The 22,958-nt window shown below is 51.8% G+C and carries 18 protein-coding genes and 1 tRNA gene; 9 read left to right on the top strand and 10 right to left on the bottom strand.

Going from position 1 to position 22,958, the window contains the following annotated elements:
- The first annotated feature begins 49 nt into the window (after window positions 1-49).
- Window positions 50-1,339: an MFS transporter gene (locus tag JOD20_RS00600; protein WP_204753416.1), complete on the top strand. Its 1,290-nt coding sequence runs from the start codon at window positions 50-52 to the stop codon at window positions 1,337-1,339.
- A 210-nt stretch (window positions 1,340-1,549) separates the two neighbouring features.
- On the opposite strand, the gene JOD20_RS00595 is transcribed toward JOD20_RS00600, so the two are convergent.
- Window positions 1,550-3,655 (bottom strand): ATP-binding protein, encoded by a 2,106-nt coding sequence (locus tag JOD20_RS00595; protein ID WP_204753415.1) that lies wholly within the window; start codon window positions 3,653-3,655, stop codon window positions 1,550-1,552.
- Window positions 3,656-3,687: 32 nt separating this feature from the next.
- A complete protein-coding gene (gene ppgK / locus JOD20_RS00590) occupies window positions 3,688-4,455 on the bottom strand; it encodes a polyphosphate--glucose phosphotransferase (RefSeq protein ID WP_204753414.1) in 768 nt (255 codons plus the stop codon).
- A gap of 437 nt (window positions 4,456-4,892) precedes the next feature.
- Between ppgK and JOD20_RS00585 the strand changes: the two genes are divergently transcribed.
- Window positions 4,893-5,159 (top strand): hypothetical protein, encoded by a 267-nt coding sequence (locus tag JOD20_RS00585; protein WP_054535819.1) that lies wholly within the window; start codon window positions 4,893-4,895, stop codon window positions 5,157-5,159.
- Window positions 5,160-5,387: 228 nt separating this feature from the next.
- Entirely contained in the window at window positions 5,388-6,680 is a 1,293-nt protein-coding gene (locus tag JOD20_RS00580) for an MFS transporter (RefSeq protein ID WP_204753413.1), read from the top strand.
- Window positions 6,681-6,744: 64 nt separating this feature from the next.
- On the opposite strand, the gene JOD20_RS00575 is transcribed toward JOD20_RS00580, so the two are convergent.
- From JOD20_RS00575 to JOD20_RS00545, 7 genes are all read right to left on the bottom strand, one after another.
- Window positions 6,745-7,515, bottom strand: coding sequence for a class I SAM-dependent methyltransferase (locus JOD20_RS00575; protein ID WP_204753412.1), 771 nt, complete (start codon window positions 7,513-7,515; stop codon window positions 6,745-6,747).
- A gap of 469 nt (window positions 7,516-7,984) precedes the next feature.
- Window positions 7,985-8,941 (bottom strand): aspartate carbamoyltransferase catalytic subunit, encoded by a 957-nt coding sequence (locus JOD20_RS00570; RefSeq protein WP_204753411.1) that lies wholly within the window; start codon window positions 8,939-8,941, stop codon window positions 7,985-7,987.
- A 73-nt stretch (window positions 8,942-9,014) separates the two neighbouring features.
- Entirely contained in the window at window positions 9,015-12,098 is a 3,084-nt protein-coding gene (locus JOD20_RS00565) for an AAA family ATPase (RefSeq protein ID WP_204753410.1), read from the bottom strand.
- Window positions 12,098-12,634 carry a bifunctional pyr operon transcriptional regulator/uracil phosphoribosyltransferase PyrR gene (pyrR, locus tag JOD20_RS00560; RefSeq protein ID WP_204753409.1) on the bottom strand — a complete coding sequence of 179 codons (537 nt, stop codon included), beginning with the start codon at window positions 12,632-12,634 and terminating at the stop codon, window positions 12,098-12,100. The genes JOD20_RS00565 and pyrR overlap by 1 nt, the downstream gene beginning before the upstream one ends.
- A gap of 107 nt (window positions 12,635-12,741) precedes the next feature.
- Window positions 12,742-13,458: a dolichyl-phosphate beta-glucosyltransferase gene (locus JOD20_RS00555; RefSeq protein ID WP_204753408.1), complete on the bottom strand. Its 717-nt coding sequence runs from the start codon at window positions 13,456-13,458 to the stop codon at window positions 12,742-12,744.
- A 366-nt stretch (window positions 13,459-13,824) separates the two neighbouring features.
- Complete coding sequence (gene fahA, locus JOD20_RS00550) at window positions 13,825-15,123, bottom strand: fumarylacetoacetase (RefSeq protein ID WP_204753407.1); 1,299 nt, start codon at window positions 15,121-15,123, stop codon at window positions 13,825-13,827.
- On the bottom strand, window positions 15,123-16,019 hold the full coding sequence (locus tag JOD20_RS00545; RefSeq protein ID WP_204753406.1) for a hypothetical protein: 897 nt from the start codon (window positions 16,017-16,019) through the stop codon (window positions 15,123-15,125). The genes fahA and JOD20_RS00545 overlap by 1 nt, the downstream gene beginning before the upstream one ends.
- Before the next feature lie 226 nt (window positions 16,020-16,245).
- On the opposite strand from JOD20_RS00545, the gene JOD20_RS00540 reads away from it, so the two are divergent.
- From JOD20_RS00540 to JOD20_RS00520, 5 genes are all read left to right on the top strand, one after another.
- On the top strand, window positions 16,246-16,803 hold the full coding sequence (locus tag JOD20_RS00540; protein WP_204753405.1) for an RNA 2'-phosphotransferase: 558 nt from the start codon (window positions 16,246-16,248) through the stop codon (window positions 16,801-16,803).
- Window positions 16,804-16,932: 129 nt separating this feature from the next.
- Window positions 16,933-17,490, top strand: a complete 558-nt coding sequence (locus tag JOD20_RS00535) for a CvpA family protein (protein WP_204753404.1) — start codon at window positions 16,933-16,935, stop codon at window positions 17,488-17,490.
- A 42-nt stretch (window positions 17,491-17,532) separates the two neighbouring features.
- Entirely contained in the window at window positions 17,533-19,956 is a 2,424-nt protein-coding gene (locus JOD20_RS00530; RefSeq protein ID WP_204753403.1) for an endonuclease MutS2, read from the top strand.
- A gap of 53 nt (window positions 19,957-20,009) precedes the next feature.
- On the top strand, window positions 20,010-20,390 hold the full coding sequence (locus JOD20_RS00525) for a hypothetical protein (RefSeq protein WP_204753402.1): 381 nt from the start codon (window positions 20,010-20,012) through the stop codon (window positions 20,388-20,390).
- A 90-nt stretch (window positions 20,391-20,480) separates the two neighbouring features.
- Window positions 20,481-21,581, top strand: a complete 1,101-nt coding sequence (locus JOD20_RS00520; protein ID WP_204753401.1) for a sensor histidine kinase — start codon at window positions 20,481-20,483, stop codon at window positions 21,579-21,581.
- A gap of 33 nt (window positions 21,582-21,614) precedes the next feature.
- Here the strand turns inward: JOD20_RS00520 and JOD20_RS00515 are convergent, their stop codons facing one another.
- On the bottom strand, window positions 21,615-22,295 hold the full coding sequence (locus JOD20_RS00515) for a deoxynucleoside kinase (protein ID WP_204753400.1): 681 nt from the start codon (window positions 22,293-22,295) through the stop codon (window positions 21,615-21,617).
- Window positions 22,296-22,854: 559 nt separating this feature from the next.
- Here JOD20_RS00515 and JOD20_RS00510 point away from each other — a divergent pair.
- Window positions 22,855-22,930: transfer RNA gene (locus JOD20_RS00510), tRNA-Thr, on the top strand.
- Window positions 22,931-22,958 lie beyond the last annotated feature (28 nt).

The raw sequence follows: 22,958 nt of genomic DNA, 5'->3' as shown, positions 1-22,958 counted from the left end.
ATGCGCATATGGACATATCATAGTTTTTGCAAACAAGGCTAGGCAGGTTATGGAACAGCAGGAAATTGACGCGCACGTTCGGCATAATGTGGTGGTTAATGTCGCCGATGGCGCATTTTTTGGGGCCGCAACTGGCATTGCCTCGTTTGTGACGGTTATTCCATTGTTCATGCACACCTTGACCGATTCGGCGCTTTTACTTGGTTTGATTTTGGCAATTCGCTCGGTTGGTTGGCAGTTACCCCAATTATTAACGGCGCGGCGCGTAGCTTCGTTGCGGCGCTACAAGCCAATGGTGCTGCTCATGACCATCAACGAGCGCATGCCATTTTTTGGCTTGGGCTTAATTGCTTGGTTTGCTGCTGATTTGGGCCGCGAATTAGCGTTATGGCTAGCCTATATGCTCTTGATTTGGCAGGGCTTGGGTGGCGGCTTAACGGCTACCGCTTGGCAAACCATGATCGGCAAAATTATGCCGCAACGCTGGCGCGGCACATTCTTTGGGGTGCAATCTGCTGCTGCCAATCTTTTGGCGAGTATCGGCGCGGTCGGCGCTGGCATTATTTTGGATAAACTGCCGTCGCCACTTGATTTTGCGCTGTGTTTTGGCATTTCAGGCATCGCGATGGTTATCTCGTGGTCGTTTTTGGCGACAACCAAAGAGCCAAGCCGCGAGCCAGAATACACGCATGGCAGCCAACGTGATTTTTGGGCTAGCATTGCCACTATTCTCAAACGCGACCACAATTTTCGCTGGTTTCTGGCGGCGCGCATTATCTCGCAGCTTGGTTTGATGGCAACAGCCTTCTTTACGGTTTATGCGGTAAAACGCTTTGGGTTGGATGATCAAACTGCTGGAATTATGACCGCGATTTACTTGGTTACCCAAACCATTGCCAACCCGATTATGGGCTGGCTCGGCGATCGCATTGGCTATCGGCGGGTGATGGAAGTCGGCGCACTGTTGGCCTTGGCTGCTGGCGTGGGTGCGTGGTTAGCTCCAGCCTTGGGTTGGTTTTATCTGATTTTTGCCCTAGCTGGCATGGCAAACGTAGCCTTGTGGACGATAACTATGTCCATGACCTTGGAATTTGGCAGCCCTGCCGAGCGCCCAAGCTACATTGGTTTGGCTAATACCTTGGTTGCTCCGGCAACCTTGCTTGCGCCCTTGCTTGGAGGTTGGCTGGCCGATTCGGCTGGCTACACCTATACCTTTGCGGTGGCTGCTGCTGGCGGTTTGCTGACGTGGTTGATTCTGCGTTTTGGCGTGCGCGACCCCCAAACTGCCCAAGCAACCAACGAACCACAGATCGAGCAACAGGCTGTGGCGGTTTCGTAATGTTGATCCACGAAGCGCACGAAGAAGGTTGGCTATGGGCTGTTGGCTATAGGCTATGTTGAATCAAATTTAACGCAGAGGCGCACAGGAATGATGGATAGGCTTTTGATGTTAATTCCATTAATTGTTCCGAAAGCCTATAGCCTTCTTTACGACTCTGCGTTAAACACAAACTTCATCCTTCATCCCTCCTCCTTCATCCTTTGTTGCTCATCCACGGCGGGCTAGTTCGGTGGCAATTGGCAAGGTGACCCAGAAGGTTGTGCCACGGCCAAGCATGCTGGTGGCCCAGATGCGCCCGCCATGCAGTTCGATCAAGGCTTTGGTGATCGATAAACCTAAGCCTGTGCCGCCAATTTTGCGGGTTGTTGAGTTGTCGACGCGGAAAAAGCGCGTGAAAAGCTTGGGTAAATCATCTTCGGAGATGCCCATGCCTTGGTCGCGCACTGCGATAATGACCGAGCGCTCGTTGGGCAGCGGCGGCGCACCAGGCGGCACTTTGCGCAATTCGCGCACAATCAGCGCCACTTGGCCGCCATTGGGCGAATATTTGATCGCGTTCGAAAGCAGATTGGTCAAAATCTGGCGCACTTTATCTTTATCAGCAAAGATCGGCGGAATACCTTCGGGAATATCAATTAACAAACGATGCTTCTCGGAAATTGTTTCGTTGAGCTGCTTGGTAATTTCGCGAATAATTTGGTGCAGCGAAACCACCCAGCGATTCAGTTTAATCTGGCCAGCATCTAAACGCGAAAGATTGAGCAAATCATCGACCATTTTCGAGAGTTGATTGGCCTGATCATACACAGTTTGGATAAACTCTTGGCGCTCGATAGGCTTGAATTCACGGGCCAGCAGCAATTCGGTATAGCCCAAAATCGAGGTCAGCGGCGTGCGCAATTCATGCGATACCACCGAGACAAATTCGTTTTTCATCTTGTCGATTTCGCGCTCGCGGGTCACGTCTTCAATCACCACCAAACGGCCAGTAATTTGATGTTGAGCATCTTTGACTGGCGTTGAGCGCAATTTCAAATCTTGCAGCGGCTCGCTCAAGCGCAAAGCCAATTCGAGGGTTTCATCGGGGTGGGCTTGGCATTCGGCAAAGAAATCGGTCAATTCCAATGGGTGCGAAAGCCGCTTCAGCAGCAAGGGCAAAATATCCCATGGCAGATACAGCGCAGTTTCATCGGCTGGCTGCTCAATTTGCCAAAGCTGATACCACGCCGGATTGGTGCGTAAAATCTTGCCTTCGCTATCGGTTAAGGCCAAGCCCAAAGGCAAACTAGCCAAGGTTTGCTGCAATTGCATGCGCGCTTCGAGCAATTCGCTATAGCTGGTAGCGCGTTGTAATGGCCGCGCCGCCACATCGGCCAAGGCTTGGATAAAATACAGATCGCGGGTGCTAAACAGTGGCTCGCGATTGGTTGAAAGCACAAGCACCGCCCAAGCCTCGCCCTCGACCCGTACCGGCACAACGATTTCAGCTCGCACATCGGGGGTTGAAAGTTGCCATTCGCTGTCGTGGGCAATATCGGTTAATAATGCAGCCTTGCCAGTGCGAGCTACGCGCCCAACTACGCCAACATTCCATGGCCACGAGGCACGCTCGCTAATGCCTGAGGCAGCAGGATACCCCTGTGATGCCACGAGTTGATATTCGCCATGCTCGCGATCGACCAGATTGATTGCGCCAGCGCTGGCCTTCACGCCGTGGATGGCTCGCTGCAAAAGTGTGGTTAACAGGCTAATTACATCGGGCGCAATCTCTAAATCGTGGGTTAATGCCCGCACATCAAGTTGTTGTTCGCTGTTGGTCGGATGAATCGGTCGGCCCCAGTGTGATTCGCCGATTGCGGTGGCGAGCAATGGCAACAAATTGCTCAATAATGTGCGTTCGCTGGCGCTGAATGTGCCGTTGCGCCGCGCCTCCAAAACGCCCCACAAGCGGCCTTCCCACTGAATTGGCAGCCCCAAATAGCATTGCATATCTGCTTGCCATTCGCTGGCCACGATTGAGCTGGTGGTAAATGGGCTGGGTGGCAAGGCTGGTGCTGTATGCTGATCAATCACGACTGGTTGTCGCCGCCGCACCACCTGCAGCATGCGGGTGTTATCCCACACGGCGCTGGTACGATGCAACGGCAAGACAACGTGGGGGCGAGCATCTGGCTCATTAAATAAGGTTAAGCGTAAATCGAGCTGAGGATAGCTATCCGCCAACATGCCAAAACAATGTTGCAGGCGTTGCTCGAAGGGTGTGGTTGCCAGCAACGTTTGAGCCAAGCTACTAAATAAAGCAAGCGTCGACATAGAATCCTCAAAGGTGTAGCGGTAGCCAAAAACTAGTGGGCGTTGGGAATGTGGTGGCCTTGTTCAAAGAGTTCGCTTGCGGCCAAGGCTGCGCCGATAATGCCAGCGTTATTTTGCAGCGTAGCGGGAACCAAGGGAGCGTTGGTTTGCAAAAATTGGCCAAATTTATCGAAGCGTTTGCTCACGCCACCACCCATAATCAACAAATCGGGCGAGAATAAGGCTTCGATGCGGGCCAAAACTTCGTTGACTTTCTCGGCCCATTTTGGCCAATCCCAACCTTTTTCTTCGCGCACCCGATCCGAGGCCCGATGTTCAGCGTCTTTGCCGCGAATTTCCAAATGGCCAAGCTCGGTGTTGGGAACCAGCAAGCCTTGCACAAACAAGGCGCTGCCAATGCCAGTACCAAAGGTCAGCATCATTACAACCCCATGATGATCTTTGCCTGCGCCATATTTCATTTCGGCCAAGCCAGCAGCATCAGCATCGTTGAGCATATGAAACGGGCAGCCAGTCGCTTGCTCGAACAATTGGTCGGCATTTGCGCCAACCCACGCTTGGTCAACATTCGCAGCACTGAGCGTATGCCCATTTTTGACGATTGCTGGAAAAGTACAGCCAATCGGGCCATGCCAATTTAATTGTTGAACTAATTGCTGCACCGTTTGGGCCACAGCCTCGGGGGTTGCTGGTTGGGGCGTGCTAATCCGCAAGCGTTCGCTAATCATCGTGCCTTGAGCGATTTCAACAATTGCCCCTTTGATGCCTGAGCCACCAATATCAATGCCCAAAATTGCCATTGCCCTACCTCACTACACTACAAGCCAAGAATTGCTCTATTGTACTACGCTTACAGGCCAAAATCAGCCGCGCTGGATTACCAAATGCCAACAATCGGGAGTTGGGGGTCAGGGGCTGAGGGTCGGGGGGCCAGGAGGAAAATCAAAAGGCAAAAGTCAAAAGTCAAAAAGCAGAACATAGAGCAAAGAACATAGAACATAGGGTTTGGGATTAGTGGCATTGCGTTAGTAGAATATCATCAAATCTGTGGCGAAAACAGCCTTCGCGCTCTTCGCGTTCTTCGCGGTTTCGGTCTTCGTGTGCTTCGTGGATCATAGCTTAACCCCAAGGATTAACCAACTTCTCACCAAAACAGGACGATTAGCCAACATTTTTTGCTCAAGCCTTTGTTACAATAGATAACACGATTATTGTCAAGATTCATGAAGGGTAGCCCATGGCTTCATCAAGCAGTTTTATCATCGTTCTTTTAGTAGTGGCATTGATTGGCTGGTTAGCAACTGTCCAGTGGATTCGTACTCACGAACGTTTCTCCGATCGGATCAAGCGCCTGTTGGTGCTGCCTGCCTGGTTTCCATGGATGGGCGCAGCACTTGGCGTTCCGGTGATGCGTGGCGATATGCCGCTTGGTGATTTCGGCAAGGCTATTGCCAGTTTTGTGGTTGGCTTAGGCGTATTCTGGCTCACTCGCCGCGAAGCCTAAAGCATTTTTCCTCCTCTCTGCACTTCAATCCACTAGAGCATTCAGCTATTTTTTGCGCAGCATGCCGCTGCCTGCTTAAACCCATGGTTGCATTATTGCATCCATGGGTTTGGGCATGGCTAGTCCCTGAATAGGAACAATGGGGCGATAGTCATTCCTTAGTTGTATGCAAAAATTAGCATATCGTGATATGATTAACCTATTGCTGCTTAGACAGGAATCGTGCAGATGCTTGAAAAACGAACTTTAGCTCAAAGCCTACATCTTCCACGGCAATGGCCGTATATGTTTCGGGCGTTAAATCATCGCAATTTTCGCCTCTTTTGGTTTGGCCAACTGATTTCGCTGATTGGCTCATGGATGCAATCGCTGGCCTTGCAATGGTTGGTCTACCAAATAACCGGCTCGGCATTTGCCATGGGCACGGTTGCTGCCTTCACCGCCTTGCCAGTTTTGTTGCTTTCGCCCTTCACTGGGGTCTTAGTTGATCGCTATTCCAAGCGCTGGGTGGTGTTTTGGGCGCAGATGGCTGCCATGATTTCATCGTTGACCTTGGCAATGTTGACCTTTAGCGATAGCGTGGTCTATTGGCATGTCTTGGCTTTAGCCTTGGTCAATGGGATGGTTAATGCAGTGGATATGCCAGCGCGCCAAGCATTCACCTCAGAAATGATCGGCGATCGCGATGATCTGATGAATGCGATTGGCCTGAATGCCTCGATTTTCAATGGCGCACGGGCGATTGGCCCAGCAGTTGCCGCGATGTTGGTGAGCGCTGTGGGCTTGGCTTGGGCCTTTTTGCTCAATGGCTTGAGCTTTATCGCAGTGCTGATTGGCTTAACGATGATGACAGGCTTGATTGCGCCAGCGCCGCGCAAAAGCAATAGCTCATCGGTTAATGATTTTATGGATGGCGCGCGCTATGCCTTGCAAACGCCCTTAATTCGGATCATTTTGGTGCTTGTGCTGGTGCCAAGTATTTTGGGCTTTGGCTATACCTCGTTGCTGCCGATTTTTGCCGACCAAATTTTGGTTACGCCGCTGATTCCTGAAGGCTCGGCCCGTTTGGGCGCGATGATGGTAGCAAATGGGATTGGGGCTTTGCTGGCGGCGCTGCGGGTAGCCCGCACCAATGCCCAAACTGATCGTCGCAAGTTGTTGCTGAATGGCGCATTAGGCTTTGGCGTAGGCATCTGTTTGCTGGCGCTCAATCGCTCGTTTTGGCTGGCTTTGCCAATTATGACCTTCACCGGCTTTTCGATGGTCAGTTTTTTGGCAACCGCCAACACAATTCTGCAAACGACCGCTGTCGATAGCTTGCGCGGGCGAGTGATGGGCTTTTATGTGATGACATTGGTTGGTTTGGGCTTGGTTGGTAGCTTGCAAGCAGGCTTTGTGGCCGAACATTGGGGCACGCCAATCGCAACTGGGATTGGTGGCTTTGCCTGTGTGATTTCGGCCTTGCTTGGGTTGCGCTCCAAAGCCTTGTTGAGCTTGGTTCCACGCCGCGAACAAGCCTGATTGGGGGTACGCAATGGCGCGTGCGAAAGCGCAGTGATCGTTTAGCGATCACTGCGTTCTTAATTTAACGACAGATAAACAAGCCAACTGCTTTTTGAATTGGAAACAGGCCTTGGTTGGCGGCTAATTGCTCGCTGACCAGCTCGCGACACAGATCCAATGATTCCTCGCTTATGCGTTGGGTTGAGCGCACATACGCCACAATTGGCTCAACTTCGGTGACGGCCAAATTATTCTCAAAATCGATTCGTTCGACCTGAGCAAATTGCGTTTGTAATAATTCAGCCCCATTTTCGAGAGTAAAACTTAGGCTAAATGGCGTAACATCGGCGCTAGGATCGACTGCTTGAATGAGTTCTTTGATTTCGTGCATATGCTGATTGCCGTTGGTGGCGGCAAAAAACGTGCCATGTGGCTTGAGCACGCGCCGAATTTCGGCCAAGGCTAAGGCTTGGTCGGCAACGTGATAGAGCATATGGTTGGCAATTACTCCATCAAACGAAGCGTCGGCAAATGGCAAATAATGGGCATCGATTTGGCTAAAATTAAGCTGATCAAGCGCGCTAAGTTGCGCTTTGGCCGTGTGCAGCATGCCCAGCGAATGATCGCTAAAGCTAATCTGTAACTGGCCTAAATGGTTGCGCTGCTCGTGCCATAAGCGTCCAGTGCCACCGCCAAGTTCCAACACTCGCCCTTGCTTGGGCAATTGCATGGTTTCCCATAGCCAATCGACCCAATCTTGTTGGTTGGTGCTAAACCGCTCGTGAATTGCAATGCGGGCTTGGAGATTATTGCTGGTGCCATATTGCTGGGCTAATTGCTGGCGCATAGTCATAATCATGCTCTCCCAATAATTAATCCTAGCCTTGGAAAATATGCTGATTGTGATAGCGCAAAAAGGCTGGATCGGGCTGAAACCTCGCAGGCAGTTCGATCTGCCGTTGATCGTAGGCCAATAATAGATCGTTTGTGGCCGAATTAGCTGAGGATTTGATGAGGGTTGCGGCAATGGATGAGAATTTTCCCTCGCCCTCATCTCGCTCCCATTCGCTTGCGTCTAGTGGCAGAGGGGGTTCTTACAAGGGTAGGATTTAAGATCCCCTCACCCCAACCCCTCTCCCGTGGCGCGGGCGAGGGGCTTTAACCCTGTGGTTTTCGCATGATTGGTGGTGAAAATTGATGCTCCCCCTCGCCCGCGTTTTCGTGGGAGAGGGGGCTGGGGGGTGAGGGAATGTTTGACCACCACACTCTTTATTAACAACCTACCCTTGAAAGGAGGTGGCTGGGGGTGAGGGAACTAAATTCTAAACCTGCTCGCTGCCAGTGGCAAGGTAGTAGAACAAGGCCATGCGCATGGCTACGCCGTTGGTAATTTGGGTTTCAATGACTGAGTGCGGGCCGGTCGCTACGTCGGGCATAATTTCAACGCCTTCGTTCATCGGGCCTGGGTGCATCACAATCACGTTGGAGTTGGCGCTGGCGACGCGAGTCGCATTCAAGCCAAAGCGGCGGCTATATTCGCGCAGCGATGGCAGCAAGCCACCTTCCATGCGTTCGTGCTGCAAACGCAAGGCCATCAGCACATCAGCGCCTTCGGCGGCGTGGTCGAGGCTATGCGAAATTTCGACCTTGGGCCAAGTGCTTTGCCAATATTTGGCTGGGCCAATTAGGGTCGGCGGGCCACAAACCACAACTTTTGCGCCCATTGTGGTGAGCGCCCACAAATTGGAGCGCGCCACGCGGCTATGCAGAATGTCGCCGACAATCACCACTTTTTTATCGGCCAGCTCGCCCAGCCGTTCGTGCATCGTGAAGAGGTCGAGCAACGCTTGCGATGGATGGGCGTGGCGACCATCGCCGCCATTAATCACCGAGCCACGGAAATGCTGGGCCACCAAGTAGGGCGCGCCGCTTTGGCCATGGCGCATCACAATATAATCTGCGCCTAGCGCTTGCACCGTGCGCACCGTATCAACCAACGATTCGCCTTTTTTGACGCTGGTATCCTTGGCTCCGAGGCTGAGCACATTAGCCGAAAGTGCTTTGGCGGCTAGCTCAAACGATGAACGCGTGCGGGTGCTATCTTCCCAAAACATATTGACCACAATTTTGCCGCGCAAGGTTGGCACTTGTTTGACTGGGCGCGCCAAGATGTCTTTCATCTGGGCGGCGATAGTCAACAAGCTGCGTAGTTCGTCGGCACTCCAATCATCAAGATCAAGCACATGCCGCCGGCGCGGAGTAGTGGTTGGCGAACTCATAGAAATTCTCCATCTATAGCAAGTTGCATATTAAGCAAAAGCGCTTAGGTTGTGGCCTAAGCGCCTTGACGATTTAGCGACGGGCTGGCAATGCTGCTCGCCAGCGCAACGCCGCTTCAATAAAGATGTCAAGCTCACCTGCAAGGGCGGCTTTGGGATTGGTATGCACGGTTTCGGTGCGCGGGTCTTTGATGGTTGAGCGTTTGCCCAAGTGGTAGCTGCGCACCACCGAACCCCAAGCATCGTCGCTTGGCTGAATAAAATCATCGAGCTTTTTCATGGCCAAGCGTGCTAAAAGCAGGCTCTGCAAGAGTTCGCGCACCGCGCGCTCGCTGCCTGCGCAGGCAAAGGCCGCTGTGCCACTATAGCGATGTAACGCCCGCCCAGTTACCCGTAGCTTGCGCAAAAAGTAGCCATCGGCACGGGTATTATTAACAGTCGTTTCGATTTCGCTGCTGGCTGGCGCTGGCGTATCTTCGGTTGGCACTGGCAAGACCGTTATTTGGACTTGGGTCACGGTTTTGAGCCGTGGCTCGCCGCCAGTTTCGGCAATTCGATGGGTGCCTGCTTCGCTGCGCAATAAGCCAAACGCTCCTGAGCCGCTAACCTGCAATGTCACCCGAATCAAATTATCTTCTGCTGGCGTTTCGTCGATGACCTTGGCTTCAAAGCGCTTGCCCAGCGACCATTCCAAGTAGGCGTTGGCCAAGTTGCGTACCCAGCGTAAGCCCGCTTGGTCGCTCTCCAAAACGATATAGGCATCGTACCAATCTTCTGGGTTGCTGAACAACATTTCTAGCTCAGCAAAGCGCAACTCGCGTTCGAGCCGTTTGGCCATGCGCATCAGTTCTGGGAACAAACGCCGTTCGTTGCGCTCGCGAATTCGTTGCAAAAGTTGATCTGCATCGTCATACAAACGCCGCAGATCGTCGCAACGGCCAACTCGCCGTGCTACATTGCTCAACTCAGCCAGCAAAAACTGCGCTTGATCATGATCATCCCAAAAGCTGGGGCTGGACATTTCGTCCATCAGCTCGGTTTGGCGTTCGCGCGCTTCGACCACATTCAACTGAGCGATCAGATGATTCAGTCGCTTGTGCAATTGCTCGATAAATAGCGCCGCTTCTTCGACGGTTTGGGGCAATTGCAGCGCTTGCTCCTCGGGCGAGGGCAACAGCGGCTCTTCATCATCATTCGCCACCCACGAAGCCTTGATTTGCTCGCGAGCTACGTACAAACGCAACAAGCCATTGGTTTGCTCAGGCCGAGTTAGCAAGGCCGAAGCCAAGGGATAGGTGACCATCTTTTCGATTTGGCGCTTCAGATAGCGCGCGCCATAGCGAATGCTGTAGCCATGTTTGAGCAAAATATCCAGCACAGCGTCGTCAAGCTCAACTTGCACGTTGCGCCGCACCAAGCCTTCGCGTTCGAATAATTTGCGCATTTCGCGGGCGGCAATTTTGCGCATATCGCTTTGCGACAGTGGCTTGAAGAAAATTACGCCATCAAGCCGATTGATAAACTCGGGCGAGAAAAATTCTTCTGTTTCGCGCAAAACCCGCCGTTCAACCGCTTCGATACCTTCGCGCGCTGCAAAGCCCCAGGTTTCGCCTTGTACAATCGTCGCGCCAAAGTTGCTGGTCATGATGATGATCGTATTGCGCAGGTTGATTTCCTCGCCCATCGCATTGACCAAAATACCTTCATCGAACAATTGCAAAAAGCGATTGAAAATTGAGCGATGGGCTTTTTCGAATTCATCAAGCAGCAGCACCGCAAATGGCAAATTGATCAGCGCCATGGTCAGTTTGCCACGGCGTTCTGCATCGCTATCGCCCCAGGTGCGGCCAAATAATTGGGCAAAATCGTATTCGCCGCTGTAATCGGCCATATTGAAGCGCACAAAGCGTTCTTCGCTGCCAAACAAGGTCGAGGCCAAGGTTTTGGCTAGCTCAGTTTTGCCCACGCCGGTTGGCCCAAGGAAAAAGTAGACACCCATTGGCCGCGCCGGATCGTGCAGCCGCGCTTTGAGCAAAGCCAACTTTTGCACCATGGCAATGACTGAAGGATCTTGTCCGAGCACGCGTTCGCTGAACGAACGACGCAGGGCAATTTCATCGAAGCGCTCATTTTCATCGAGCAATAATTTGGTGAGGCCAGTCCGATTGCCAAAACATTCGACCACATGGCGCGGCAACACTTCAGGCTCCTGTTGGCGTTCAGCCAAGAGCAGCGAATCTTCCAGCAATTCAATTGCCTTGCCAGGAAAGGCCTGATTGAGAATAAAGCGCCCAGCAATATCAATCGCGGTGGCTTGGCTGGCTGGCTCAATAGTCGCTCGGTTGCGATGGCGTTCGGCCACATGCTGCACAATTTCAGCAACTTGCTCTGGCTTGGGAATCGCCAAATGAATCGAGGTAAACAAATCGGCGAACGATTCGCGATCAGCAGCGATTGCCTGCCAACGATCGGGCCGCGCTTCGGCGATAATTTTCAATTTGCCGTTGTGTAAATTCGATTCAAGCGCGGCGGCCAAATCATCATCATCATCATCGCCACGTTTGACTCCAGCTCCAACCGCCGCGTGAATATCGCGAATAAACAGCAACACCGCGCCTTGCTCAGCCAATTTGCCAAACAAGGTCGAGAGATTGGCGCGCCAGCCCTCGCCAAATTGCAAACCAGCCAACAACGAAGCAGGAGTCATCTCGTACATCGGCAAATCGCGCAGTTTTTCGGGCATCTCTTGCGGCGTTTTGACCAAGCGCCGCACCAATTCATGCACCAAGGCGGTTTTGCCCGAACGCGCCTTGCCCAAAATAATTGGATTGACATGATCCATCGAGGTTAATAATTGCTGAACCGCCAGCAAATCTTCTTCGCGCAAAAAGGCCGGACGCAACTCATCGCGTTCGGCGCGGGCGCGCAGATCGATGGTACAGCGGCTTAATAAATTGGCTAGTTCTTCATCTTCGACCATAATTCTCTGCTCATCTAACAATGGTGCAAGTTCATCAAGGGTCGCCAACAATGCAGCGGTTTCTGCGCGGCCATCTAGTTGCAATGGTGCCACCGCTGCTCGTTTGCGCCGTGACCCAACGTGCTCCAAAAAGCGTGATGTCCGTCGCCGTCGTCGTGCTTGCCCGCTTCGCCCCATCAGTCCTCCTGCACAATTACAACACTATCTTGGGCTTGATCAATTTCACTGAGTTGCACATCAACCCGCTCATTTTTGGCAGTGGGAATATTTTTGCCCACAAAATCGGCGCGAATTGGCAACTCACGGTGGCCGCGATCAACCAGCACTGCCAGTTGGATGGCGCTTGGTCGGCCCCAATCGCTCAATTCGTTTAATGCGGCGCGGATGGTGCGTCCGGTATAGAGCACATCGTCGACCAAAACCACGACCCGCTTGCCTAGTTCGGGCAAAATCGTGCGGCCTAAGATGGGTGCTGGCCCACGTGAATGTAAATCGTCGCGGTAGAGGCCAATATCCAGCTCGCCAACTGGCACTTGCACATGTTCGGTTTCGGCGATCATGGCGGCTAAGCGGCGCGCCAATGGCACACCTCGCCGATGAATCCCAACCAAGGAAACCAAACTTGCTCCTGCATTGCGTTCGACAATTTCATGGGCGATGCGTTTGAGGGCGCGGCGAATTTCCTCGTCATTCATCAACTGTTTGGGTGTCATCGATCTGCTCCTGCCAACCAAGACTATCTGATCCGTCGCGTAATATCTATTGTAGCCCCGATTTGGTGCGAACGCTACCGCACAGCGACCTAGGGCTAATGAATGAGTTAGCCACCCAAGCGAACCCGCACCAAGCCTTTAATATCTTGCCATGCAGTTTTAACAATTTTGACCGTCGTGCCCAAATCTTCAATCCATTCAACAGGCACTTCAAAAATGCGATAGCCGCGTTTTTCTGCTTTGAGCAATAATTCTGTATCAAAAAACCATTCGTTATCGCGCACTGTTGGGATGAGTTCGTGGGCTGCTTGGCGAGTAATGGCTTTGAAGCCACATTGGGCATCACGAAAACGATGCCAAAAGAGCAGCCGAATTAAGAAATTGTAGGCGCGTGAGATCATTTCGCGCTTCCATTGGCGGGTTACAATCGCCCCGTGCATCAAGCGCGAGCCAGTGCCAAGGCTATAATCGCTATGAATTAATGCTGCCAGTAGTGGTGGCAAGGCACGGAGGTTGGTCGAAAGATCAACATCCATATAACACAGCACATCGGCACTGCTTTTGAGCCACGTGGTGCGCAAAGCCCGCCCACGGCCCCGTTGCTCCAAGCGTTCAAAATCGACCTCGCCAGGAAAGCGGCTGCGCAAATCGTGGCAAATTTGAGGTGTGCGATCGGTCGAGCCATTATCGGCGACCACAATTCGCCAACGATACGGGCATGAAGCCTGCAAAAAATCACGCAGCGCCAAGACGCTTTGCTCGAGCTGCTGCTCTTCATTCAATACCGGAATCACGATATCAACGGAGTAGTCGGTGTGTGCCATACAACCTCGGAGAAACAACAAACCCCAAGCCGACGATCCGACCTAGGGCATGAGCGAAAATGCGCAAAAATTGCTATTGAGCTACACGCCTTCGCAGCCTCGCCGGACCGCATTTAAAGGACTGCTCGATTATAGTGGGCAGTCTAGGCGGTGTCAATCCTAGATAAGGATGAAGCATAAAGAGCATAGAGCAAAGAACATAGAGCATAGGAATGAGATTAATCGACGAAATGAAGGCTAGAGGTTGAGGGCTATTGGATTGTTTGAAATGCCAACAGATGTTGTGCTAGCCTATAGCCTACAGCTTTAGCACTCTGCGCCTCTGCGTTAAAATAGCGCCAAGTTTATGTTCTATGTTCTATGTTCTTAATCTAAAACGACACCACGACACTCGCCAAAGCCAATTTTCAGGCCATCGGCGTTGCCACACCAACCACGGATAATCAGCTCGTCGCCAGCTTGCAAGAAACGCCGTTCCTCGCCGTTGCTGAGTTGAATTGGTTCTTGGCCACGCCATGTCAATTCCATCAAACAGCCGCGTGATTCTTTGTTTGGGCCGGAAATTGTGCCACTGCCCAATAAATCGCCAGGCTGAAGATTGCAGCCATTGCTGGCGTGATGGGTCAGCATTTGGCCAAATGTCCAATACATATCGCGGAAATTGCCAAGGCTCAGCACCTCGGCTGCTTGGCCAGCCTCGCGCATGCTGGCGGTTTGCAGGCTCACTTCAAGCACTACATCAAGGCCGCCAGCGCTGCGATTGGCTGAGCTATCCAAATAAGCTAGCGGAGCGGGATCGTCGGCTGGGCGCTCGAAGGCGGGGCAGCGATAGGGTGCTAGCGCTTCGAGGGTCACGACCCATGGCGAGATGCTGCTGATGAAATTTTTGGCCAAAAACGGCCCAAGCGGCTGATATTCCCACGCTTGAATATCACGCGCCGACCAATCGTTGAGCAAGCAAACCCCAAAAACATGATCTTCGGCCTGCTCAATATTGATTGGTTGGCCAAGTTGGTTGCCTTGGCCGACCCAAAAGCCCAACTCTAGTTCATAATCGAGCAAGCGACATGGCCCAAAGGTTGGGGCTTCAGCATCGGGAGCTTTGGTTTGGCCGTGTGGGCGTTTGACCTGCGTGCCACTCACCCGAATCGACGAAGCCCGCCCGTGGTAGCCAATCGGCACATATTTATAATTGGGCAACAGCGGATTGTCTGGGCGGAACATTGAGCCAATGTTGGTAGCATGAAAAATCGAGGCATAGAAATCGGTGTAATCACCAATTGCTGCTGGCAATGCCAACTCGGCCTCTGCTTGGGCCAGCAACAACGGCTCCAAGGTTGCTTGTAAGCCCGAGCCTTGGCGCAACATGCGGCTTAATTGTAGCCGAATGCTATGCCAAACCGCAGGCGTTAAGCTCATTAATTGATTCAGATTGCTAGCCCGACATGCGGCCAAAGCAGCTTGATCCAAATCGCTAAAATGCTCGGCGGCTTGGCTCAAATCGAGAATGTTGCTGCCGATTGCCACGCCAATGCGCCATTGCTCGTGGCTGGCTTGGCGGCGAAACACGCCAAACGGCAAATTTTGAATCGGAAAATCGGCTCCAGCTTGGTTGGCACTCGCTACCCAACTGCGCAACGCTGGATCATGGGTTTCGTTCAACATTAATTGCTTGCTCCATAGGCCAAGGCTGGCTGCTCGCTAAAACTGGCAAATTCGTTAATTGGCTCTTCGAATGAGCACGAACCAAAGGCAAGCAGTCCACTCTGACGCACTGCTTGGACATCATCAGCTTCAAACTGCCAATTGCGCCAATCAATTGTTTGCTGGCTAAACCTAATTGCACTGGGATCATGCTCGACCAAGGCGGCAAGCACATCGTGATGCGCGGCCTCTGTTTGAAGTAAGACGCTCGCTAACAAAAGATTAAGATAGCCATACATCCAGCCCTGATCGCTATCCGTTGCATAGGTTAGGCGATATTCGCCGCGCAACGGATGATGCAAGCCAGCGGTTGCTTTGTAGGCCACACCATTGCTGATGCAGGCATGCAAAAAGCGCAAAATGTGCTCTGGCTCAGGAAAAGCAGCAGCGGTGATGCCACCAGTGCGTAATTTGGCGCGTAGCCCCGTGCTGCGCAGGGCGGCAATTAAGCTGCTTGGGTCGGGATCATGGGGAATTTCAACGAAGACCGTAACATCAGCGGGCTGCGCTGCATGAATTGCTGCAATCTGTTCGAGGCGGTCGGCCTTGATCTCGGCACTATCAATCACCAACCAGCCTTGGTAGTGTTGGTTGAGCGCCGGAATTTCAGCAAGTTGGGCGGGGTCGTTGACCAAGAGGCTGATCGGCCAAGGCTGGCTTGGTTTGCTGCCAAGGCTGGCCTGCCATTCTGCAAGCCGGCTATAGGGCAAAATAAAACGCGCTAGATAGCCGTGTTGGTTGCTAGAACGATACGTGGCATAGTTGCTGGTGGCTTGATCCATGCTTAAAGCAGCTGGGGGAAAAAGCCCAGCATAATCGATTAAGCCCGTCAACAGTGGTTCCCAAATCGGTGACATAGCCAAAATCCTCCACGTCATTGTGGGACATACGATACACGCTCATACTGCAAGTGTACGTGAATTGAGGGTTGGGGGCAAATAGGCTGATCAATTTCCATCGCAAAACCGAGGCGCGGTCTAAATCCAGAGACTGATGTCAAAAGCCTAAAGTTATGGTCAAATAAAGCTAGCCCTAAAATTCAAGCGGCAAACAATCTTGTGGTGCAAAGGAGCCAAACCAGCAATGGATGAACGTCGATTAGTTCGGGTGAGCAAATATCTGAGTAAACATCTACGCCATCAGCCAGAGCGGTTGGGCTTGACCCTTGAACACGGTGGTTGGGTTGCGGTCGATGCCTTATTAGCGGCCTGTGAAGCCAATAATTTTGCCATCACCAAAGCCGAGCTTGAGCAGGTTGTGGCTCAAAACAACAAACAACGCTTTGGCTTCGACCAAAGTGGCCAAAAAATTCGCGCCCATCAAGGCCATACGGTGACGGTCGATCTCGGGCTGGTAGCCCAACAACCGCCAGCAAGGCTCTATCACGGCACGGCTAAGCACAATCTAGCCACGATTTTGCAAACTGGGCTGCGGCCTATGCAACGTCAGCATGTGCATCTTTCACTCGATCAGGCAACTGCTTTGCAGGTTGGCGCACGCCATGGCCAAGCAGTGCTCTTGATCGTCAAGGCCGCAGAACTCTGCAATGCTGGGCAAGCATTTTTTTGCAGCGACAATGGCGTTTGGCTTACCACTGCCATTGATCCAGCCTATCTGGAGCTAGCGAGTGAGGCTCGTTAGGCGCTTCTGAAGCGGCAGATCGGGCTATGCTATAATACGCCCATCGCGCTTTGGCCACCCATGATCCAGCAACATCAAAGGATTTTCTCGGATGTTTTGGTTCTGCGTGGGTAGATAAGGGACTTGCTCATGCCATTTGTAGACATTCTCTTGCTGCTATTCGTTGTGATTGGGCTTTTTTACGGGTTTTTTCAAGGCATGTTAAAGGTGGGGATTGCAATTATCGTCTTTTATCTGACGGTTGTGCTTTCATCACTCTATTTTCGGCCATTAGCCTCGTTTATAGGCAAAAATTCGACAACACCATTCCGGGTTCTGGAAATGTTATCATTTTTGGCTTTGTTGTTCGTTTTGTTTTTTATTCTGCTTGCCGTTGCAAGTTATACCTTTCGGTATCTTAATGTTGGTGGCAAAGCCCAATTTATCGATAAGGTAATTGGCTCATTGCTTGGGCTAGTTCTTGGGGCAATGATCGCCAGTATTTTTGCAATGATGTTGCGGTATTTATTTACAACAAATGCAGCAGCCGTCCTCGATTTTCCAGCTATGAAGTTTTTGCAATCGAGCACCAGGGCATCAGTCTTAAAAGATGTATTTTTAAATATTATCTTACCGCTGATTTATGCACCAATTAGTCCGATTATGCCCGGAAGTGCCGATGAATTATTCCGTAGTGTTCAACGGTAATCGTGCGGTGCTTGTTGCACTTGCAATAGAAGAAGTTTCGTGATGATATCAGAAGTTGTACTCCAAACTCTTGAATTTGATAAAGTTCGTGATCAGCTTGCACGTCATGCTGCGTTTAGTGCAAGCCGTGAGTTGGTTGCGCAACTCCATCCATCAACTGATGGGCAGTGGATTCTCCAGGCGCAAATTCGTACCAGTGCCGCCCGTGCTTTAATTGAATCGTTTGCCGATGTCTCAATTGGCGGTGCTCGCGATGTTCGCCCTGCGGTAGAACATGCTCGTCGTGGTGGGATTCTTGAGGCGAGTCGGGTGCAAGAGATTGCCTCCACCTTGGCGGCAATGCGCCGCTTGCGTGGCCAGGTTCTGCGCAATCATCCTGATTTTGTGCCGTTGCATTCCTTAGCCGAGCAACTGCCAAATTTGGCCACGCTTGAGCACGAAATTGAACGCACGATTGGCCCCGATGGCGAAGTTTTAGATAGTGCTTCTGCTGAATTGGGCCGTTTGCGCAGCGCTATTCGGGTGGCATTTAACCGTTTGCAAGAACGTTTGCAGGCAATTATTAATTCATCGCAATATGCCGATGTGTTGCAAGAGCCAATTATTACTGTCCGTGATGGCCGCTATGTTGTGCCAGTCAAGGCTCCGCAACGCCGTGCCCTGCGTGGGATTGTCCACGATCAATCATCATCTGGCGCAACGTTGTATATTGAGCCATTAGCCACGGTTGAATTAAATAACCAGTGGCGCGAGCTGCAATTAGCCGAACGCGAAGAGATTCAGCGCATTCTGGCGGCGCTTTCGGGCAAAATTGCCAGCGAAGGCATGCCAATTATTATTGGGGTCGAGGCAACCGCTGAATTAGATTTAGCCTTTGCCAAAGCCAAATATAGCATTAGCCTGCGTGCGAGCCAGCCATTAATTAATGCGCCAGCCCCTGCCGACGATTTGCACCCTGAATCGACGGTTTCGTTGTTAAAAGCGCGCCATCCGTTGCTCAACCAAGATCTGGTTGTGCCAACCGATGTTTGGTTGGGCGGCCCCACCCAAATGATCATTATCACCGGCCCAAATACTGGTGGTAAAACTGTTGCGCTCAAAACAGTCGGTTTGATGTCCTTAATGGCTCAAGCAGGCATGCATATCCCGGCTCATCAAGGCTCACGCTTACCCATTTTTGGCAAAATATTTGCCGACATTGGCGATGAACAAAGCATCGAACAAAGCCTCTCCACCTTCTCCTCCCACATGACCAACATTATTCAAATCTTAGATCGGGTAACCCCTGATTCGTTGGTGTTGTTTGATGAATTGGGCGCTGGGACAGATCCGGTCGAAGGCGCAGCCTTGGCGCGGGCAATTATTGAACGCTTGCTGAATGTTGGCTGTCTGGCGATGGCAACCAGCCACTATGCTGAACTCAAGGCTTTTGCCTATAGCACCGATGGGGTTGAAAATGCCTCAGTTGAGTTCGATGTTGAAACCTTATCGCCCACCTATCGGCTTTCAATTGGCTTGCCAGGCCGCTCGAATGCCTTGGCAATTGCTGAACGCTTGGGGCTTAAACGCGATTTGATCGAACGCGCTCGGGCCACAATTAGCCGCGATAATGTCCAAGTTGAAGATTTGCTGGCCGCGATTCATCGCGAACGCTCAACCGCTGAAACTGAAGCCGCCCGCGCCTTGGAATTGCGCGAAGATGCAGAGTTAGTCCGCGATCGCTTAAGCCGTGAATTGTACGAATTTGAGCAGGATCGCGAACAGCAATTAGCCAGTTATCAACGCCAACTTGACGAAGAATTGCGCGAAGTGCGCGCCGAATTACGCCGTTTACGTGATGAATTTCGCTCAGTTTCGGTTAGCCGCCAATGGATGGAACAGGCTGAACAACGCCTTAATCGGGTTACTGAACGGGTTCCTCAGGCTCCTACTCCACCCAAAGCCAAACCTCCGGTTGTTCCCAAAGTTGCAATTGCCCCTGCTCCGCGCACCATCCAAGTTGGCGATCAAGTCTTTGTGAGCAGCGTTAAGCTTTCGGGCGTGGTCTTGGATTTGGATGAAGAGGCCAGCGAAGCTGAAGTGCAATTGGGTGGTTTTCGGCTGCGGGTCGATTTACGCGAGTTGCGTTTAGAAAAAGCTGGCACTGCCCCAACCCAAGCGGTGCAAAAATATATGCCTGCTCAGCGTATGATCAATACTCCACCACCGCCACCAAATGTTTCGATGCAGCTTGATATGCGTGGTTGGCGCGCCTCAGATGTGGAAAATCAGCTCGATCATTATCTCAACGATGCCTATTTGGCTAATCTTTCGGAAGTGCGTTTGGTGCATGGCAAGGGAACTGGAGCCTTGCGCCAAGTTGTGCGCACGCTGCTCAAACGCCATCCTTTGGTCGAATCGTACAATAGCGGTAGCCAAGGCGAAGGTGGCGATGGCGTAACGATTGCCAAAATGTCCACTCGTTAACTACTAACAGGGTTGAGTATGCTCAGCCCTGTTGCTATTTTAGGAACCATGCTATGTATATTGTGCCCTTCGACCGCGATAGCTACCAAAGCATTAATCAACATCTGTTGTGGCTTAGTTTGCTCAATGCTGGCTGGAGTGTTTGGGAAAACTATCAGCGTTTACTGCTGACCGATTGGCTTTGGATTGGCGGGCTGTTGGCTGGCTATACAATCCTGATTGGCTGGCTGCGTACCCAAAGTTTTTATCGCCGACGCTTGGTCATCGATGGATTATTGATTGCGCTGAGCATTGTCATTGGCATTATGGGAACGCTGCTTTTTATCAGTTTAAGCGCAATTGGCTTGCCATGGCCGTGGTTACGCCAAATTAGCGGGATCGTTGGATTATTGCTTTGGCAACAATGGCGCATGATTTCGACCGAAGCGCGTTAATTGGGCTGCCAAAGAAGCACTTTTTTGGTATGATCTCTGCAAGCTAGCGAATGTGGTTTTCAGCCAAATCTAGTGTGGGGCCAAGACGGCATGATGTATTCGGCAACGTGGTTACGCCAGCGCCATCGGCGGGTGATGCGTGGGTTACGAACATACTTTGGGGTGCAATTGGTGCTCTCGGTTGGTGGTGCATTGCTGCTCTATTGGCTTGGTGAGCGGCCTGTTTCGCCATTAATCATCGTTAGCGGAATTTTGATTGGGCTTTTGCTTTTGCCGCAGGCTCGGCGTTGGTTGAGCTGGCTCTACATTCCCAGTTTATTGCTCACCGATTTAGTGCATGTGACGGCCTTGTTGTGGCTGACTCCCGCTGAGGCCTTGCAACGCGGCAGTTTATGGGCTTTGGCCTATATTCCGCTCTTGGTTGCTGCTGGGCGCTGGTGGAGCTATAGTGGCGGCGCAATGGCTCTAATTGCAATGTTAATTGCCGATGCTGCTGTGCTGTTTGGGCGTTTGGCGTGGCGCGATGCCTTGCCAGTCTTTATTTTTCAAGCAGTAACGGCTGCGCTTGGCACATGGGCGGCAGCGCATAACGAATGGCGCACGCGCCGCGATTTGCTGCATAGCGAAGCCTTTAATCTGAGTGAATCGCGGGTCAAAGAGCTAACCAAAAGCTATCAACAAACGATTCAGCAATTGCACAGCCTGCGCGAAACTCCCGATTCGACGGCAATCGAACAGCTGCGCCAACAATTGCACCGCAGTTTGCGCTCGGTTGGGGGCTTGCCATTGGCCCAACGCACCTTGCCCGAAGCCTTGGCCGCCGAATTGCGCACGCTCAAAACCGAAGGCAATTTGAATATCAATTTTACATGCGATGGCCATTTGCCTGTGCTCTCGCCAACTGCGACGGCCTATGTTTGGCGCGCCGCCCAAGAATTGCTCAGCAATGTGCGCGAACATGCCCATGCCCAGCATTTAAATGTTGAATTATATGGCGATGAGGCGGTTGTGGTTTTGCAGGTGCGTGATGATGGCGTTGGTTTTGATCCTGAGCAATTGCGCAACGATCAGCATTATTCAAGTTTAGCGGCGCTGGCGACCCAAGCCGAACTGTATCATGGTAGCTTCGAGTTGCAATCGGTTCCGCAACAGGGTACAACGATAACATTGCGGGTTGAAGGGCAGCATTAAGCCCAAGCCGATGCGCGACTTGGGCTGTTTGGCTTATTCTTTGTCGCCTTCGATTGGCAAACGATATTGGAAATTGCTGCGCCGACCAACTGCCTGACCAATAATCTCGATCACTTGCTGGCGATGATCGTCGCGATTGACTACATCCAAGTCGTCGGTTTCAATCGTCAGCACTGGACATAATTCAAAACGGCGGAGCCATTCATCGTAGCGATTATTCAAATGGCTCAAATAATCGGCGCTAATATTCATCTCGCTTGGCCGCGCGCGTTTTTTGATGCGCTCCAAGAGCGTTGGCACCGAGCCGCGCAAATAGACCATCAAGGTTGGCGGCGTGGTCGATTGGATAAGCGCTTGGTAGAGCTTGCGATAGCTGCGAAAATCGCGATGGCTCATAATGCCCTGCTCCAACAAACCCTTGGCAAAGACCTCGTAATCCTCGTAGATCGAGCGATCCTGAATTAGTGAGATCGGCGTATCGGCGATTTCGCGTTGTTGCTCGAAGCGCTGCGCCAAAAACCACATTTGCGAATGAAAGCCCCAGCGATGTTTATCGGCATAAAAATCATCGAGATAGGGATGATCGGCCACAAATTCGTAGTAGGGCTGCCAGCCAAACGCACCAGCTAACGTCTCGACGAGGGTACTTTTGCCCACCCCAATATTGCCAGCCACGCTCAAATACAAATGCTGGCCGAAAAATGTATGTCCCATTGTGCTTCAATCCTTGTTCACATGCGAATTGTTGTTCTGCAACCAGTCCATTATAAAGTCAGAAATCAAAAGGCAAAAATCAAAAGGATGAATTATGAAGGATGAGGGATGAAATCAAAAGTCAAAAGGATGAAGTCAAAAAAGAACAAAGAGCATAGAACATAGAGCATAGATGTAATAGTTCATTGGGTTAGCAACCAGGTGCATGCCCTCACCCCCAGCCCCTCTCCCAATGAACGCGGGCGAGGGGAACCCTGATTCAGCGGTTCCCCTCGCCCGTTCGACGGGAGCGGGGGCTAGGGGGTGAGGGGGGAATCGTTGTTAACGCAATGAATCAGTACACATAGAACATAGAGCTTTTAACGCAGAGGCGCAGAGGATGGGTGGCTATTGGCTGAGGGCTCTAGGCTATCGGAATATTTTGTGGTAAGTCAAGAATTCCCGATAGTCTAGAGCCTAGAGCCTTCTTCTATCACTGACCCCTGACCCCTGACCCCTGACCCCTCGTATTCTATTTGACAAGGCTGATGGGCACTGCTATAATTTTCAGCGCACATCAGCCGATGTAGCTCAGTTGGCAGAGCAACTGTTTCGTAAATAGTAGGTCACGAGTTCAAGTCTCGTCATCGGCTCCATGCAATCACTCGCTTCGGCGGGTGATTT

The sequence above is a fragment of the Herpetosiphon giganteus genome (assembly GCF_016907925.1).
In the GTDB taxonomy this organism is placed as follows: domain Bacteria; phylum Chloroflexota; class Chloroflexia; order Chloroflexales; family Herpetosiphonaceae; genus Herpetosiphon; species Herpetosiphon giganteus.
This window is presented reverse-complemented; position numbering and strand designations above follow the sequence as displayed.

Coding starts and splice junctions, on each gene's coding strand:
- JOD20_RS00600 (WP_204753416.1), top strand. CDS start 50: ATGGAACAGCAGGAAATTGACGCGCACGTTCGGCATAATGTGGTGGTT.
- JOD20_RS00595 (WP_204753415.1), bottom strand. CDS start 3,655: ATGTCGACGCTTGCTTTATTTAGTAGCTTGGCTCAAACGTTGCTGGCA.
- ppgK (WP_204753414.1), bottom strand. CDS start 4,455: ATGGCAATTTTGGGCATTGATATTGGTGGCTCAGGCATCAAAGGGGCA.
- JOD20_RS00585 (WP_054535819.1), top strand. CDS start 4,893: ATGGCTTCATCAAGCAGTTTTATCATCGTTCTTTTAGTAGTGGCATTG.
- JOD20_RS00580 (WP_204753413.1), top strand. CDS start 5,388: ATGCTTGAAAAACGAACTTTAGCTCAAAGCCTACATCTTCCACGGCAA.
- JOD20_RS00575 (WP_204753412.1), bottom strand. CDS start 7,515: ATGACTATGCGCCAGCAATTAGCCCAGCAATATGGCACCAGCAATAAT.
- JOD20_RS00570 (WP_204753411.1), bottom strand. CDS start 8,941: ATGAGTTCGCCAACCACTACTCCGCGCCGGCGGCATGTGCTTGATCTT.
- JOD20_RS00565 (WP_204753410.1), bottom strand. CDS start 12,098: ATGGGGCGAAGCGGGCAAGCACGACGACGGCGACGGACATCACGCTTT.
- pyrR (WP_204753409.1), bottom strand. CDS start 12,634: ATGACACCCAAACAGTTGATGAATGACGAGGAAATTCGCCGCGCCCTC.
- JOD20_RS00555 (WP_204753408.1), bottom strand. CDS start 13,458: ATGGCACACACCGACTACTCCGTTGATATCGTGATTCCGGTATTGAAT.
- fahA (WP_204753407.1), bottom strand. CDS start 15,123: ATGTTGAACGAAACCCATGATCCAGCGTTGCGCAGTTGGGTAGCGAGT.
- JOD20_RS00545 (WP_204753406.1), bottom strand. CDS start 16,019: ATGTCACCGATTTGGGAACCACTGTTGACGGGCTTAATCGATTATGCT.
- JOD20_RS00540 (WP_204753405.1), top strand. CDS start 16,246: ATGGATGAACGTCGATTAGTTCGGGTGAGCAAATATCTGAGTAAACAT.
- JOD20_RS00535 (WP_204753404.1), top strand. CDS start 16,933: ATGCCATTTGTAGACATTCTCTTGCTGCTATTCGTTGTGATTGGGCTT.
- JOD20_RS00530 (WP_204753403.1), top strand. CDS start 17,533: ATGATATCAGAAGTTGTACTCCAAACTCTTGAATTTGATAAAGTTCGT.
- JOD20_RS00525 (WP_204753402.1), top strand. CDS start 20,010: ATGTATATTGTGCCCTTCGACCGCGATAGCTACCAAAGCATTAATCAA.
- JOD20_RS00520 (WP_204753401.1), top strand. CDS start 20,481: ATGATGTATTCGGCAACGTGGTTACGCCAGCGCCATCGGCGGGTGATG.
- JOD20_RS00515 (WP_204753400.1), bottom strand. CDS start 22,295: ATGGGACATACATTTTTCGGCCAGCATTTGTATTTGAGCGTGGCTGGC.